At 73.5% G+C, this 15,639-nt stretch carries 14 protein-coding genes; 6 read left to right on the plus strand and 8 right to left on the minus strand.

Annotated features, from left to right (window positions below):
- Positions 1-189: 189 nt before the first annotated feature.
- The 4 genes from BLASA_RS14540 to BLASA_RS14555 form a co-directional block, all read right to left on the minus strand.
- The gene (locus BLASA_RS14540; RefSeq protein WP_014376941.1) at positions 190-1,545 is read right to left on the minus strand and encodes a C40 family peptidase; all 1,356 of its coding nucleotides are present in this window, start codon (positions 1,543-1,545) and stop codon (positions 190-192) included.
- A gap of 268 nt (positions 1,546-1,813) precedes the next feature.
- Positions 1,814-3,349, minus strand: coding sequence for an AMP-binding protein (locus BLASA_RS14545; protein WP_014376942.1), 1,536 nt, complete (start codon positions 3,347-3,349; stop codon positions 1,814-1,816).
- A gap of 98 nt (positions 3,350-3,447) precedes the next feature.
- Complete coding sequence (locus BLASA_RS14550; protein ID WP_014376943.1) at positions 3,448-4,209, minus strand: SIR2 family NAD-dependent protein deacylase; 762 nt, start codon at positions 4,207-4,209, stop codon at positions 3,448-3,450.
- A complete protein-coding gene (locus BLASA_RS14555) occupies positions 4,206-5,219 on the minus strand; it encodes a phosphatase PAP2 family protein (RefSeq protein ID WP_014376944.1) in 1,014 nt (337 codons plus the stop codon). The genes BLASA_RS14550 and BLASA_RS14555 overlap by 4 nt, the downstream gene beginning before the upstream one ends.
- 261 nt (positions 5,220-5,480) lie before the next feature.
- Between BLASA_RS14555 and BLASA_RS14560 the strand changes: the two genes are divergently transcribed.
- The 4 genes from BLASA_RS14560 to BLASA_RS25130 are packed head-to-tail and all read left to right on the plus strand — an operon-like array spanning position 5,481 to position 10,011.
- On the plus strand, positions 5,481-8,336 hold the full coding sequence (locus BLASA_RS14560; protein ID WP_014376945.1) for an aconitate hydratase: 2,856 nt from the start codon (positions 5,481-5,483) through the stop codon (positions 8,334-8,336).
- The gene (locus BLASA_RS14565; RefSeq protein ID WP_014376946.1) at positions 8,336-9,097 is read left to right on the plus strand and encodes an SDR family oxidoreductase; all 762 of its coding nucleotides are present in this window, start codon (positions 8,336-8,338) and stop codon (positions 9,095-9,097) included. Before BLASA_RS14560 ends, BLASA_RS14565 begins: the two co-directional genes overlap by 1 nt.
- Positions 9,094-9,795, plus strand: a complete 702-nt coding sequence (locus tag BLASA_RS14570; protein WP_014376947.1) for a sirohydrochlorin chelatase — start codon at positions 9,094-9,096, stop codon at positions 9,793-9,795. The genes BLASA_RS14565 and BLASA_RS14570 overlap by 4 nt, the downstream gene beginning before the upstream one ends.
- Before the next feature lie 51 nt (positions 9,796-9,846).
- Positions 9,847-10,011, plus strand: a complete 165-nt coding sequence (locus BLASA_RS25130) for a hypothetical protein (protein ID WP_014376948.1) — start codon at positions 9,847-9,849, stop codon at positions 10,009-10,011.
- Between the two features lie 61 nt (positions 10,012-10,072).
- Here the strand turns inward: BLASA_RS25130 and BLASA_RS14575 are convergent, their stop codons facing one another.
- From BLASA_RS14575 to hppD, 4 genes are read right to left on the minus strand one after another with little or no spacing between them, the layout of a single operon-like run.
- Positions 10,073-10,351 carry a hypothetical protein gene (locus BLASA_RS14575; protein ID WP_014376949.1) on the minus strand — a complete coding sequence of 93 codons (279 nt, stop codon included), beginning with the start codon at positions 10,349-10,351 and terminating at the stop codon, positions 10,073-10,075.
- Between the two features lie 38 nt (positions 10,352-10,389).
- A complete protein-coding gene (fahA, locus tag BLASA_RS14580; RefSeq protein WP_014376950.1) occupies positions 10,390-11,598 on the minus strand; it encodes a fumarylacetoacetase in 1,209 nt (402 codons plus the stop codon).
- Complete coding sequence (locus BLASA_RS14585) at positions 11,595-12,818, minus strand: homogentisate 1,2-dioxygenase (RefSeq protein WP_014376951.1); 1,224 nt, start codon at positions 12,816-12,818, stop codon at positions 11,595-11,597. Before BLASA_RS14585 ends, fahA begins: the two co-directional genes overlap by 4 nt.
- Positions 12,819-12,863: 45 nt before the next feature.
- Positions 12,864-14,069, minus strand: a complete 1,206-nt coding sequence (gene hppD, locus BLASA_RS14590; RefSeq protein ID WP_014376952.1) for a 4-hydroxyphenylpyruvate dioxygenase — start codon at positions 14,067-14,069, stop codon at positions 12,864-12,866.
- Between the two features lie 169 nt (positions 14,070-14,238).
- On the opposite strand from hppD, the gene BLASA_RS14595 reads away from it, so the two are divergent.
- A complete protein-coding gene (locus tag BLASA_RS14595) occupies positions 14,239-14,742 on the plus strand; it encodes an Lrp/AsnC family transcriptional regulator (RefSeq protein ID WP_014376953.1) in 504 nt (167 codons plus the stop codon).
- A 264-nt stretch (positions 14,743-15,006) separates the two neighbouring features.
- A complete protein-coding gene (locus BLASA_RS14600) occupies positions 15,007-15,639 on the plus strand; it encodes a DUF881 domain-containing protein (protein ID WP_166486555.1) in 633 nt (210 codons plus the stop codon).

The raw sequence follows: 15,639 nt of genomic DNA on the forward strand, positions 1-15,639 counted from the left end.
GTCCAGTGTCCTACATGATCCGGTCGTGCCGCCGTCACCGCCGGTGACCCGGCTCGCCCGATCCGTATCCACGGCCGGGTGCGCGGACCCCTGCCGGGCGCAGACGGGGACTGCTAGCCTCGGGCCTGCGTCGGGCAGCTCCCCCCGTGGCTGCCCGACGCCTTTCCCGTGCCCGTTCCTGGCCCCGGATCAGGCGCTCGGACGCACCGCGCCGAAGTAGTCGCTCCCGAACCGCATCGAGGCCACCTTGACGACGTCCCCGCTCTCCGGCGCGTGGACCACGGTGTTGTCCCCCAGGTAGAGCGCCACGTGGTAGATCGACTGGTAGGAGGACCCCGATCCCCAGAACACCAGGTCGCCGGGGCGCAGATCGGCGCGTGCGACGGTGCGGTCGCTGAAGCGGCTGTACTGCTCCCGGCTGGTGCCGCCGATCTGGATGCCGGCCCGCGCGTAGGCGTACTGGGTCAGCCCGGAGCAGTCGAAGCCCCAGGTCGCGGTGTCCGGCGGAATGCCGTAGCCCGGGCCGGCGCTGCCGCCGCCACCCCAGCTGTAGGGCAGGCCCTGCTGGCTCATCGCCGCATCGATCGCCGTCTGGACTGCCGAGGCCGAGGGCGCGCCCACCGTCGTCGGCGCCGGCGCCGGCGCCGGGGTACCGCCACCGCCGGAAGCACCCCCCGATCCCCCGTCGGCGGAACTACCGCTCCCTGGCGTGGTGGTGGTCGGACCACGGGGCGCCGGGGTGGTGCGCGTTCCCGGTCCGGCGGGCGGGGTGCCGGGGGTCCCCGACCCGGCGGGCGGGGTGCTCACCGTCGGTCGGGGTGCCGGCGTGGCGGCGGTGCGGGCGGCGACGAGCTCGCCGACCTCGGCCTCTGCGGCGGCGAACTGCCGCTCCACCGCGGCTTGCTGCTCGGCGACGGCCGCCGTCTGCTCCCGCGCGGCGATCTCCCGCGCCTGGGCCACGGCCAGCTGCTCGGCCGCGCGGACCTCGAGCCGCACGGCTTCCTCGGCGGCGGTGCTCGCCTGCTGCTCGGCCGTGGTCGCCTGCTGCTCCAGCACGGTGAGCCGGCCGACCACGTCGACCCGGTGAGTGCCGGCGGCCTCCAGCAGCGTCGCGCGCTGGATGAGCTCGGCCGGTCCGCCGGAGCTCATGGGGGCCGTGATCCCCGGCGAGGTGGTGCCCTGCATGTAGCTGGTCCGGGCGAAGCTGACGACCTCCGCCCGTCCGTGGTGCAGCTCCGCCTGGGCCGCGGCCACCGCGGCCTGGGCGGCGAGCACGGTGGCCCGGGCCACCTCGAGAGCCACCTGGGTCTCTTCGTAGTCCTGCAGCGCGATCTGCGAGTCCTGACCGGCCCGCGCCGCAGCGGCCTCGGCGGCGGCGAGCTCGGCGGCGAGCCGGCCCACCTCCTCGGCCGCCGCGTCCCGCGCGACCTCCGCGGCGGCGACGTCGGCGGCGCTGGGCGCGGCCACGGCCACGCCCGGCGCCAGGCCGAGGAGGATCAGTGCGGCGATCCCGGTGCCGGCGCCGCGCAGCGCCCACCGGGGCACGCCGTGCGCGGTTCGGCCCCGCGCAGTCCGCATTCCGTTGCCCACGTCCCGACCTCCCGGTGCGCCACCGGGAACGGGGGCGCACGCTGTCTCCGCTTCGGGCGCCGGTGAGGCGCCCATCCTGGAGCGGGAACGGCGGGTACGGAGGCGTGCTTGACCACGGCCTCACCCGTCCGGGTGGGGCACCCGAACGGGTGAGGAGGACGGCGGCCCCGCTGCAGGATTCCGCCGCCGACGTGCGAGCGGTGGGGGCAGCGGGGACCCCCGGTCAGTTCACCTGGCGCTCTGAGCCGGCCCAGAAGTCCTCGCGGAGCTTGAACTTCTGGATCTTGCCGGTGGCGGTGCGGGCGAGCTGGTCGCGGAACTCGACCCGCTTGGGCGACTTGTACCCGGCCAGCCGGGCCCTGCAGTGGGCGATGATGTCGGCCTCGGTCGCCTGCTCGCCCTCCGCCAGCACGACGATCGCGGTGACCATCTCGCCCCACTTCTCGTCGGGGATGCCGATCACCGCCGCCTCGGCCACCGCCGGGTGGCTGAACACCACGTCCTCGACCTCGATCGAGGAGACGTTCTCCCCGCCGGTGATGATCACGTCCTTCTTGCGGTCGGAGATCGTGACGTAGCCGTCGTCGTCGATGCTGCCGCCGTCACCGGTGTGGAACCAGCCGCCGTCCAGCGCCTCGGCCGAGGCGTCGGGGTTCTCCCAGTAGCCGGCGAGCACGGTGTTGCTGCGGGCCAGCACCTCCCCGGTGTCGCTCACGTCCATCCGGGTGCCCAGCGACGGCGCCCCGGCGCGGGAGAGCCGCTTCGCCCGCTCGTCGGCGTCGAGGTCGTCGTGCTCGGCGCGGGGGCGGTTGATGGTGAGCAGCGGCGCGGTCTCGGTCAGGCCGTAGATCTGGTTGAACTCCCAGCCGAGCTCGGCCTCCACGCGGGCGATCGTGCGGGACGGCGGCGGTGCGCCGGCGACGATGATCCGCACCCGGTCGCGGCCGGGGATCTCGCCGTCCCAGTCGGCCGCCGCCTCCAGGACGGCGTTCCAGACCGCCGGTGCGCCGGCCATGACCGTGACCCCGTGCTGCTCGACCCGGCGCAGGATCTCCGCCCCGTCGATCTTGCGGATCACCACCTGGCGGGCGCCGACCCCCGCCATGGCGTAGGGCAGCCCCCAGCCGTTGCAGTGGAACATCGGCAGCGTGTGCATGTAGACGTCGCGGTCGCTGATCTGCATGTGCATGCCGAACGTGACCGCGTTGACCCAGATGTTGCGGTGGGTCATCTGCACGCCCTTGGGGCGGGCGGTCGTGCCGCTGGTGTAGTTGATGGTCGCCGTCACGTCCTCGTCGGGCTCCGACCACGGGCGCGGCTCGGTGTCGAACCGGAGCAGCTGCTCGTACTCCTCCCCCGTGCCGAACCGGTGCTCGGCCTGCACCCCCTTGAGCGCCGCCTCCAGCTCGGGATCGACCAGCAGCACCCGCGCACCGGAGTGCCCGACGATGTACTCGACCTCCTCCGGGGAGAGCCGGAAGTTGATCGGGACGGCGACCCGGCCCGACGACGGCACCGACAGCAGCAGCTCCAGCAGCCGGGCGGAGTTGTGGCTGACGATCGCCACCCGCTCCCCCTCGCCGATGCCGAGCCCGTCCAGGCCGGCCTGCAGCGCCCGGCCGCGCCGGGCCACCTCGCGGTAGGAGACGTCGCCCAGCGAGGGGGCCGGCTGCGCCGGCTCGTCGACGACGCCGATGCGGTCGCCGTAGACCAGCTCGGCCCGGTCGAGGAAGTCGCGACTGGTGAGGGGCACGCGCATGCCGGCTCCCGAGATGCAGGGCCGGAACGGGCCGGCCGGTCGACGTGGTCCCCGTCACGTTATCGGCCGGGGGCGGCGACCACGAGCCGGTCGGGCGATCAGTCGGCCGGCGCCACCAGCCGCGGCAGCGCCGTGCCGATCGGCTCGCGGACGACCAGGTCGGCGAGGTCGTCGTACGGCGTCGGCTCGGCGTTGACCACGACGAGCCGGGCGCCGTGCCGCACGGCGATGTCCACCAGGCCGGCGGCCGGGTGCACGGTCAGCGAGGTGCCGACGGCGAGGAATACGTCGCAGTCCGCGGCCGCGTCCACGGCCGCATCGATCACCGCGGGGTCCAGCAGCTGCCCGAAGCTGATCGTCGCCGACTTCAGGATGCCGCCGCAGACCAGGCACGCGGGGTCGGCGTCCCCCGCGGCGACCCGGTCCAGCGCCTCCCGCATCGTCGTCCGCGCACGGCATTCCAGGCACTCGACCTCGTGCACGGTGCCGTGGATCTCCAGCACCCGCTCCGGCGCCGAGCCGGCCGCCTGGTGCAGCCCGTCGACGTTCTGGGTGACCAGCGTGCGGAGCCGCCCCTGCCGTTCGAGGTCCACCAGCGCGGCGTGCCCGGCGTTCGGCGCGACGTCGAGCGCCCCCAGGTCGCGGCGCATCAGCCAGGCCCGGCGCCGGATGTCGGGATCGCCCACGTAGTACGAGAGCGTCACGAGCTTCTCGGCGTCCGGATCCTTGGTCCAGACGCCGTCGGGGCCCCGGTAGTCCGGGATGCCGCTGTCGGTGGAGATGCCCGCACCGGTGAGCGCGGTGATCCGCGTGGCGGCGGTCAGCCAGCCGGGCAGGGGGTCGGGGACGACGCCGGTCACGCCCGCCACGGTAGGGGCCGCCCGGCGGTGCGCACCGCGCGGCGGGTGCCCGCGCGCACCGCCCGCCCGGCCTGCGGCACGAGCAGGACGACGGCGCAGGCGTAGGCCGCGCCGAGCAGCGTGTCGACGACGTAGTGCTCCCCCGACCAGACCAGCACCAGCGGCATCAGCACCGCGTAGGCCACCAGCGGCACCCGCTGCCAGGACCGGCGCGCCAGCGGCAGCAGCACGATGCACATGAGGACGGCGAAGGCGGTGTGCAGGGACGGCACCGCGGCCACCAGGTTCACCTGGCCCTGGCTGGTGTCGAGGAGGACGCCGGCCCGCGGGAGCCCGAGCACGGCCCAGCCGGCGCTGCTGATCCGGTCGACCGGCTCGATGACCCCCTGCTTGGCCGCCAGCCACGGGGGCGCGGCCGGGTAGAGCACGTAGGTCACCAGGCCGGCGAGCGAGAGCGCCACCACCAGGCGCGCGCACCGGGCCCAGCGGCGCCGGTCGCGCAGCCACAGCACGGCCAGCACCACCGGGGTGAGCACGAAGTGGCTGCTGTAGACCAGCGTCGCCAGGGCCTTCCACCAGTCCGCCTGCACGTGCTCCTGCAGCCACACGGTCGGCAGCACGCCACCGCCGAGCCACCGGTCGGCGTCGGCCAGCTCGCGCACGTGCACCGGCATGCCGAGCCCGTCGGCGAGGCCGCGGCTGGCGTCGTAGGCCAGCAGCACGGCCGCCAGCGGCAGCCAGTCCGCCAGCAGGCGCACGACGCGGCGCCGGCCCTGCGTGGCCGCCGAGACGGCCAGCCCCGCCAGCACCCAGCCGAGCAGGACCACCCGGTCGGTCGGCAGGCCGCGGACCACGCAGGTGGCCGCGAAGGCGACGCCCAGGGTGGTCCAGAGCACGGCGGTCAGCAGCCGCACCCCGCGGCTCCGGCCCTCCGTGCCGGCGTCGGCCGGCTGCGCGGGTGCGGGACCAGCCGCCGCCAGGACGGGTGCCGGGAAGTCGACGGCGGTCATGGCGCGGGACCGTAACCGCACGCGGGCCGCAGGACGACGCTCCGTTCCGCGGCACGCCGCTCCGAGGCACGCGGATGGGGCTCGTGCGGCGTCGCGGACAGGAGGGACGCCGACGTCCACCGCCCCGCCGGGTTTCCTCGGGCGTGACACGGGTCACCGGGTGAGGGAAGGGTCGCCTGACTCGGTGCTCCGGCGTGCCAGCTGGGATGATCGAGGGTGGTCAACGACGCGTGATGAACCACGAGGGGTAGGCGCAGAGAAGTGGCAGCCAGCAAGGACACCTTCGGTGCACGGTCGACGCTCTCCGTCGACGGCACCGACTACGACATCTACCGGCTCGACGCGGTGGAGGGCTCCGAGAAGCTGCCCTTCAGCCTGAAGGTCCTCCTCGAGAACCTGCTGCGCACCGAGGACGGCGCGGACATCACCGCCGACCACATCCGGGCGATCGCGAACTGGGACCCGTCGGCCGAGCCCGACCAGGAGATCCAGTTCACCCCGGCCCGCGTGGTCATGCAGGACTTCACCGGCGTCCCCTGCATCGTCGACCTCGCCACCATGCGCGAGGCCATGGCCGAACTCGGCGGCGACCCGCAGAAGATCAACCCGCTCGCCCCGGCCGAGCTGGTCATCGACCACTCCGTGATCGCCGACGTCTTCGGCACCCCCGAGTCGTTCGAGCGCAACGTCGAGATCGAGTACGAGCGCAACGGCGAGCGCTACCAGTTCCTCCGCTGGGGCCAGGGTGCGTTCAGCGACTTCAAGGTCGTCCCCCCGGGCACCGGCATCGTGCACCAGGTCAACATCGAGCACCTGGCCCGTGTGGTCTTCCCGCGGCAGGAGGGCGACCGCACCCTCGCCTACCCCGACACCCTGGTCGGGACCGACAGCCACACCACGATGGTCAACGGCCTGGGCGTGCTGGGCTGGGGCGTCGGCGGCATCGAGGCCGAGGCGGCCATGCTCGGGCAGCCGGTGTCGATGCTGATCCCGCGCGTCGTCGGCTTCAAGCTGACCGGCGAGCTGCCGGACGGCGCCACCGCCACCGACCTCGTCCTCACGATCACCGAGATGCTGCGGGAACACGGCGTGGTCGGGAAGTTCGTCGAGTTCTACGGGGACGGCGTGTCCGCGGTGCCCCTGGCCAACCGGGCCACGATCGGCAACATGAGCCCCGAGTTCGGCTCCACCGCGGCGATGTTCCCGATCGACGAGGAGACCGTCCGGTACCTGGAGTTCACGGGCCGCGACGAGGCCCAGGTGAAGCTGGTCGAGACCTACGCCAAGGAGCAGGGCCTCTGGCACGACCCCTCGCGGGAGCCCAACTTCTCCGAGTACCTCGAGCTCGACCTCGCCACCGTCGTCCCGAGCATCGCCGGCCCGAAGCGCCCGCAGGACCGCATCTCGATCACCGACGCCAAGCCGGCCTTCCGTGCCGCGCTCGCCGACTACGTCTCCGCCGACGAGACCGGCGGCGAGGACCGCAAGCCGGGCGTTCCCGGCAACGAGCAGCCCTACGGCGTCGACTCGGCGGCCGACGAGGCCTCGGCCGAGTCGTTCCCGGCGTCGGACCCGGTCAGCCCGTTCGCGCACGGCAACGGTGCGGCGGGCCGGCCGCACCACGTCGACGGCCACCTCGTGCCCGACCGCCCGTCGAAGCCGACGAGGGTCGTCATGGAGGACGGCACGGAGACCTTCGTCGACCACGGCCACGTCGGGATCGCGGCGATCACCTCCTGCACCAACACCTCCAACCCGCAGGTGATGATCGGTGCGGCGCTGCTGGCCAAGAAGGCCGTGGAGCGCGGGCTCACGAGCAAGCCGTGGGTGAAGACGACGCTGGCCCCGGGGTCGAAGGTCGTCATGGACTACTACGAGAAGGCCGAGCTCATCCCCTACCTGGAGAAGCTGGGCTTCTTCCTGGTCGGCTACGGCTGCACCACGTGCATCGGCAACTCCGGCCCGCTCCCCGAGCCGGTCAGCCAGGCGGTGAACGAGGCCGACCTCGCCATCGTCTCGGTGCTCTCGGGCAACCGGAACTTCGAGGGCCGGATCAACCCCGACGTCAAGATGAACTACCTGGCGTCGCCGCCGCTGGTCATCGCCTACGCCCTCGCCGGGTCCATGGACGTCGACCTGAACAACGACCCGCTCGGCCAGGACCCTGACGGCAACGACGTGTTCCTGCACGACATCTGGCCCTCCCCCCAGGAGGTGCAGCGGGTGATCGACCAGGCCGTGTCCGCGGAGATGTTCACCAAGGGCTACGCCGACGTCTTCGCCGGCACCGAGCAGTGGAAGGCGCTGCCCACCCCTGAGGGCGACACCTTCCAGTGGGATTCGGAGAGCACCTACGTGCGGCGCCCGCCGTACTTCGACGGCATGCCGGCCGAGCCGGCCCCGGTCGAGGACATCACCGGCGCCCGTACCCTCGCGGTGCTCGGCGACTCGGTGACCACCGACCACATCTCGCCGGCCGGTTCGATCAAGGCCGACAGCCCCGCGGGTCAGTACCTGCGCGAGCACGGTGTGGACCGCCGCGACTTCAACTCCTACGGCTCCCGGCGCGGGAACCACGAGGTGATGATCCGCGGCACCTTCGCCAACATCCGGCTGCGCAACCAGCTGGTGCCCGGCACCGAGGGCGGCGTCACCAAGAACCACCTGACCGGTGAGACGACGACGATCTACGACGCCTCGCGCGCCTACATCGACGCCGGCATCCCGCTGGTCGTGCTGGCCGGAAAGGAGTACGGCTCGGGGTCGTCGCGCGACTGGGCGGCCAAGGGCACCGCGCTGCTGGGGGTCAAGGCGGTCATCGCCGAGAGCTACGAGCGGATCCACCGCTCCAACCTCATCGGCATGGGCGTGCTGCCGCTGCAGTTCCCCGAGGGCCAGAGCCGCGACTCGCTCGGCCTGACCGGGGACGAGGAGTTCACCATCACCGGGATCACCGCCCTCAACGACGGCGAGGTCCCGCGGACGGTGAAGGTGCAGGCGGGCGAGGTGGAGTTCGACGCCCGGGTCCGCATCGACACCCCCGGCGAGGCGAACTACTACCGCAACGGCGGGATCATGCAGTACGTGCTGCGCTCGCTGCGGGGCTCGGCCGCCTGATGGACCTGGGCCTGGGCGGTCGCGGATACCTGCTCACCGGCGCGAGCCGGGGGCTCGGGTTCGCGACCGCCCGCGCCCTGGTCGACGACGGCGCCCGGGTGCTGGTCAGCTCCCGCAGCGCCGATGCCGTGGACGCCGCCGTCGCCTCTCTCGGAGGGGCGCCGGCGGCGTCCGGCGTGCCGGCCGACCTCGGTGACGCCGACGCCGCGGGCCGGCTGGTCGCCGAGGCGGGTGACCGGCTGGGACAGATCGACGGCGTGCTGATCAGCGTGGGCGGCCCCGCACCCGGCAGCGTCCTGCGGGCGACCGAGGACGACTGGCGGGCCGGCGTGGAGAACGTGCTGCTCGGGCCGCTGCGCCTGGTGCGGGAGCTGGTCCCGCACCTGGGCGAGGGCGCCGTGATCGCCTTCGTGCTCTCCATCTCGGTGCGCCAGCCCATCGGGCACCTGGCCATCTCCAACGGGCTGCGCCCCGGCCTGGCCATGACGGCGAAGGCGCTGGCCGACGAGCTTGGCCCGCGCGGCATCCGGGTGCTCGGCCTGCTGCCCGGGACCATCGCCACCGACCGGATCGCCGAGATCGAGGCGGCCTCCGGTGACCCCGCGGGGGCGCGCGCCCGCACCGAGGCCGGCATCCCGCTGCGCCGGGTCGGCCGGCCGGAGGAGTTCGGCCGGATCGCCGCCTTCGCGCTCTCCCCCGCTGCCTCCTACCTGACCGGCACGATGATCGCCGTCGACGGCGGCATGTCCCGGGCGCTGTGAACCCGCAGCCGGTCCTCGTCGCCTGCGCGCATGGCACCCGAAGCCCGGCCGGCCGCCGGCTGATCGCCGAGCTGGCGCTGGCTGCCAAGGAGCTGCGGCCCGGCCTGGTCACCTCCGCCGCGTTCGTCGACGTCCAGCCGCCCACCGTCGTCGACGTGGTGGCCGAGCTGTCCGGAGCCGGCCGGCCCGCCGTCGTCGTCCCCCTCCTCCTGTCCGGCGGATACCACGTGCACGTCGACATCGCGGGCGCCGTCGCGGACGCCGAGGGCACCGTGGCCGCGCGGCCGCTCGGCCCCGACCCGCGGCTGGTCGCGGTGCTGCGCGACCGGCTGCTCGCGGCCGGCGCGGACCCGCGCGACCCGCTGACCGCCGTCGTCCTCGCCGCCGCCGGCTCCAGCGACCCGCGCTCGGTGGCCGACGTGGAGAACACCGCCGACCTGCTGCAGCGGAACTGGGCCGGCCCGGTGACCACCGGCTACGGCTCGGCGGCGCAGCCGCCGGTCCCCGACGCGGTGGCCGCGGCCCGGAAGGGCGGCGCGGAGCGCGTGGTGGTGGCGTCCTACCTGCTGGCACCGGGCCACTTCCACGACAAGCTGGCCGGGGCCGGGGCGGATCTCGTCACCGCGCCGCTGCTGCCCGACGATCGCATCGCCGCCGTGCTCCTCGACCGCTACGACGCGGTCCTCCGATCCGGCTGACCGACCAGCAGCCTGCCGCGACATTTCTTGACCTGTCGCTACCCTGCGGCCATGATGTCGCTGGCCGGACTCGCCCTGTACCTGGTCTTCCTCGGACTCTTCCTCTACGCGCTGTACTGGGTGGTCAACCGCGCGGTGCTGCATGCGCTCCGCACGCACCACGACGAGGTACGCACCGGTGCGACCCCGAGCGGGTCGCCCCGACCCGGCGGCTGAGAGCAACGGCTCCTGCTCCCGCCGACCCACCGAGGGACGCGCGTCCGGGTGCGCGCTGGAGTCAGGCCTGCCAGCCCAGCAGGGAGTCCCCGGCGACGACCGTTCCGACGAGGAGGGCGGCGGCACCGACGGGGACCAGCGGTGTCCACCAGGAGCGCAGGACCGTCAGCCGGATCAGCACCAGCGCGAGCACCAGCCAGAGCAGCCACAGCGGCAGCAGCGCGTACAGCGGGACGGCGAGCCCGCTCACCACGTAGAAGTAGCCGACGACCAGGTGGGCGACGGCGGCCAGTGCGGCGAGCAGCAGCGGGCCGGGGGCCCCGCTGGTCGTGGTCGGCACGGGCGGAGTATCGCCTGCCCGTGATCGCGTCGGGGAGTTCACTGCCTCGCGGGTTCCACTCGTCCGGCGACCTCCCCGAAGCCGATCCGGCCGCCGTCGGGCCCGGGGGCGGAGGCGGTGATGCGCACGGTGTCGCCGTCCTCGAGGAACGTGCGGGTGGAGCCGTCGGCGAGGGTCAGCGGCTGCGCGCCGTTCGCCGTCAGCTCGAGCAGCGACCCCCACTGGTCGGGCGCGGCGCCGCTGACCGTGCCGGAGGCGAACAGCTCTCCCGTCAGCAGCGCGGCGCCGTTCACGGTCAGGTGCGCGAGCTGCTGGGCCGGCGTCCAGTACATGTCGCGGAACGGCGGCCGGCTGACCAGCTGCCCGTTGATCCGCACCTCGAGCGTGAGGTCCAGCCCCCACGGGGCGTCGCCGTCGCGCAGGTAGGGCAGCAGCTCGGTCTCCCGGGGCGGCGGCGGGACACGGGCGGCCTCGAGCGCGGCCAGCGGCACGATCCACGGCGACATCGACGTGTGGAAGGACTTGCCGAGGAACGGGCCCAACGGCACGTACTCCCAGGCCTGCAGGTCGCGGGCCGACCAGTCGTTGACCAGGCAGACGCCGAACACGTGCGCGGGGAAGGCCGCCACCGGCACCCGGTTCCCCGGCTCGGAGGGTGCGCCCACCACGAACCCGACCTCGGCCTCGAAGTCCAGCCGGCGGGTCGGGCCGAACGGTGGCAGCCCGTCGGCGGGCGGGCCGAGCTGGCCGCACGGCCGCACCACCGGCGTGCCCGAGACCTGCACCGTCCCCGCGCGCCCGTGGTAGCCGATCGGCAGGTGCCGCCAGTTCGGCGGCAGCGGGTCGGTGTCCGGGCGGAACAGCCGGCCGACGTTCTCGGCGTGGGCCCTGGAGCTGTAGAAGTCGACGTAGTCGGCGACGCCGATCGGGCGGCACAGCTGCACGGCGTCCTGCCGGAGGAGGTGGGGCTCGACGCGTGTGCGGTGCCGATCGTCGGTGAGCCACTCCGTGACCTGCTCCCGCAGGTCCCGCCAGGCACCCGGGCCGGCGACGAGGAACGGGTCGAGGGTCCGCGTCCGGTGCACCGGGAGCCCGGTCATCCCGAACAGGTCGAGCACGTGCTCGCCGATCGCGACGCCGTGCCGGAAGCCGGGTCCTCCCCCGCCGAGGAACACCCCGAGCGGCAGGTTGTCGATGCCGAACCCGGTGCCCTCCGGCAGCGCGACCCAGGTCTCCGGCACGGTCACGCCGCGGGGCCCCGGCCCGACCAGGACCAGGCGTAGCGGCCGTCGTCCACGGCCCTCCCGCCCTCCCCCAGGCCCAGCGGGCGGAAGGTGTCCACCATGACGGCGAGCTCGTCGAAGTACTCCGCGCCCAGCGAGCGCTCCACCGCGGCCGGCTGCGGCCCGTGCGAGTGCCCGCCCGGGTGCACGGTCACCGACCCCTTTCCGATGCCCGAGCCCTTCCGGGCCTCGTAGTCGCCGTCCACGTAGAACATGATCTCGTCGGAGTCGACGTTCGAGTGGTAGTAGGGCACCGGCACCGCCAGCGGGTGGTAGTCGACCTTGCGGGGCACGAAGGTGCAGATGACGAAGTTCGGCCCCTGGAAGACCTGGTGCACCGGCGGCGGCTGGTGCACCCGGCCGGTGATCGGCTCGAAGTCGGCGACGTTGAAGGCGTACGGGTACAGGCAGCCGTCCCAGCCGACGACGTCGAATGGGTGCTCCGGGACGACGTGGACCGTGCCGGCCAGCCCGCCCGGCCCGGCGCCGCGGTGCTTCACGTACACCTCGACGTCGGTGCCCTCGGCCAGCAGCGGCTCGCCCGGCCCGCGCAGGTCCCGCTCGCAGTAGGGCGCGTGCTCGAGGAACTGCCCGTACTTCGACAGGTAGCGCTTCGGCGGGGCGATGTGGCCGGTGGCCTCGATCGCGTAGGTGCGCAGCGGCTCGTCGCCGGTCGGCAGCCACTGGTGCGTCGTCGCCCGCGGGAGGACGACGTAGTCGCCAGGGCCCACGTCGAGCGAGCCGAACACCGTCTCCACCGTCGCCGTCCCGCGCTCCACGAAGACGCACTCGTCACCCACGGCGTTGCGGTACAGCGGGGAGGGCAGGCGGCTCACGGCGTAGGAGATGCGCACGTCGGCGTTGCCCAGGACCAGCCGGCGGCCGGTCACCGGGTCGACGGCCCTGCGCTCCGGAGCCGGCATGGTCTCCTCGCCCGGGAAGAGGTCGGGCAGCTTCAGGTGCCGGGGCACCAGCGGGCTGTTCGGCGTCGTCGTCTGGTCGGGCAGCTCCCACGGCCGGGCATCGACCAGCGACGACGGCACACCACGGTGGTAGAGCAGCGTGGAGCCCGACGAGAAGCCCTCCTCCCCCATCAGCTCCTCGGCGTACAACCGCCCGTCGGGACGGCGGAACTGCGTATGCCGCTTGCGCGGGACCTCGCCCACCCGCCGGTAGAACGCCATTGCCGCTCCTCTCCGTACTCATGGCCACACGTGCGGCACTCGGGTTCAGAAGTTGCCGCGTCGCTCCTGCTCGCGCTCGATGGCCTCGAAGAGCGCCTTGAAGTTGCCCTTGCCGAAGCCGAGCGAGCCGTGCCGCTCGATCAGCTCGAAGAACACCGTGGGCCGGTCGCCGGTGGGCCGGGTGAAGATCTGCAGCAGGTAGCCGTCCTCGTCCCGGTCGACCAGGATGCCTCGCCGCTGCAGTTCCTCGATCGGCACGCGGACGGTGCCGATGCGGGCCCGCAGTTCCGGGTCCTCGTAGTAGGACGCCGGCGTCGCGAGGAACTCCAAGCCCTCGGCGGTCATCGCGTCGACGGTGGCCAGGATGTCGTTGGTGGCCAGCGCGACGTGCTGGGCGCCGGGCCCGCGGTAGAACTCGAGGTACTCGTCGATCTGCGACTTCTTCGTGGCGATCGCCGGCTCGTTCAAGGGGAACTTGACCCGGTGGTTGCCGTTGGCCACGACCTTGCTCATCAGCGCCGAGTAGTCGGTCGCGATGTCGTCGCCGATGAACTCGGCCATGTTCGTGAAGCCCATGACGCGGTTGTAGAACTCCACCCAGCGGTCCATGGCACCGAGCTCGACGTTGCCGACGACGTGGTCGACCGCCTGGAACAGCCGCTTCGGCCGCCCGGGACGCGGCACGTACGACGACGCCTTCGCCACGTACCCCGGCAGATAGCGGCCGGTGTAGCGGGACCGGTCGACCAGCGTGTGCCGGGTGTCGCCGTAGGCCGCGATGGAGGCCATCCGCACCGTGCCGTGCTCGTCGGTCAGGTCGTGCGGCTCATCCAGCACGGTGGCCCCCTGGGCGTGGGCCTGGGCGACGCACCGGTCGACGTCGGGGACGGCGAGGGCGATGTCGACGATGCCGTCGCCGTGCGCCCGGTGGTGGTCGGCCAGCGGGCTGTCCGGGTCGTAGGCGCCCTGGACGACGAACCGGGCAGCCCCCGAGCGGAGGACGTAGGCGTGGTGGTCGCGGTTGCCGGTCTCCGGCCCGGAGTAGGCCACGAGTTCCATCCCGAAGGCCGACTGGAAGAAGTGCGCCGTCTGCACCGCGTTGCCCACCACCCACACCAGGGCGTCCCACCCGGCCACCGGGAACGGGTCGGCCGACGGGTCGTACTCGACCAGCCCGACCAGCTGCTCCAGCTGCCGGAGGTCCAGCCCCGCCATGCGCTCCTCGTCGTTCAGGGCCTGGTCGAGACTCATCGCAGCTCCTCCGTCGGGACGTTCGTGTGCCCGGTCACAGCACACCTCCGCCGGGCCGGGCTGCGCAAGCGACCGGGCTCCACCCGGCGCTCCTGTACATCCGGGCTAGCGTCACGGCCGGCCCGCTGTGCAGACTGCACAGCTCACGCCGACCGCACCGGGAGGTCCCATGGCCGAGCAGGTCCTCGACACGTTGGACGTCGCCCTGCTGGAGGCTCTGCGCGAGCATCCGCGGGCGGGTCTGCAGGAGATCGCGCGGATCGTCGGGGTCGCCCGCGCCACGGCCACGGCGCGACTGCAGCGGATGGAACGGACCGGCGTCGTCACCGGGTTCGGCCCGGACGTCGACGTGACGGCGGCAGGATTCGGCGTCCAGGCCTTCGTCACCCTGGAGATCGCCCAGGGGGCGCTGGAGGAGGTGCACCGCGAACTGGCGGCGCTGCCGGGCATCCTCGAGGCGCACGCCACGACGGGCAGGGGCGACGTCCTGTGCCGTGTCGCAGCCTCCTCGCACGAGGCCCTGCAGCAGATCCTGGTGCAGCTGAACCACTCGGCGTCCGTCGTCCGGTCGACGAGCGTGGTGGCGCTCTCCTGCGTCGTGCCGTGGCGGACACTGCCGTTGCTGAGGTCCGAGGCGGCGCCCGGCTCGGGGCGTTCACCCAGCTACCGGTGATCGGCGCACCACCAGGCCCGGCTCGCACGCCCCGTCCCGGACGTCACCGGAGCGGTCCGTCGCTGCCCTACTGTGGAGGCGATGGACGGCGAGCCGCGGACCGACGAGGGCGCTTCGCCGACCGTCCCGCCCTCCGACGGCTCCACCACCGCGGATGCCCGGGTGGAGGCCGGGGACGGCGCCCCGCCGCCCGCTGCGCCACCGGATGAGGATGCCTCGACCTCCACTGGAGGGTCAGACTCGCGCCGTGGCTGGAGCCGGCCGGTGGCCGCCGTGGCGACCGCCGCGGTCACCGTGGCCTTCGGGTTCGCCCTCACCACCCAGATCCGGAGCACCGCCGAACCCCAGGACGAGGTCGTCGGGCGCGAGGAGGACCTCGTGGTCATCCTCGACGAGATCAACCAGCGGGAGGAGACCCTCCGCCAGCAGCTCGGCGAGACCCGCCAGACCGTCGAGGACCTCAGCAGCGGTCGGCAGGAGTCCGGCGCGGCGCTGGAGGAGGCGCGCTCCCGCGCGGAGGCGATCGGCATCCTCGCCGGCACCCTGCCGGCCGGCGGGCCGGGCCTCCGCCTGACCGTCCAGGACCCCGACGGAGCCGTGCCCCCGTCGGTGATCCTGGGTGCGATCCAGGAGCTGCGGGGCGCCGGCGCGGAGGCCCTGGAGGTGGACGGCGTGCGGATCGTCGTCTCCAGCGCCGTCACCGGCACCCCCGGCGACCTGCGCATCGACGGGCAGCCCCTTAGCGCGCCCTATGAGTTCCGCGCCATCGGGCCGCCCGCGGCGATGGAGGTCGCGCTGAACGTCTCCGGCGGGGTCGTCGCCGACATCGGTCGGGTCGGCGGCGAGGCCCGCGTCGAGCAGGTCGACTCCCTCGTCGTGGACGCCGTCGTCGATTGA

Source organism: Blastococcus saxobsidens DD2 (assembly GCF_000284015.1).
In the GTDB taxonomy this organism is placed as follows: Bacteria; Actinomycetota; Actinomycetes; order Mycobacteriales; family Geodermatophilaceae; genus Blastococcus; species Blastococcus saxobsidens_A.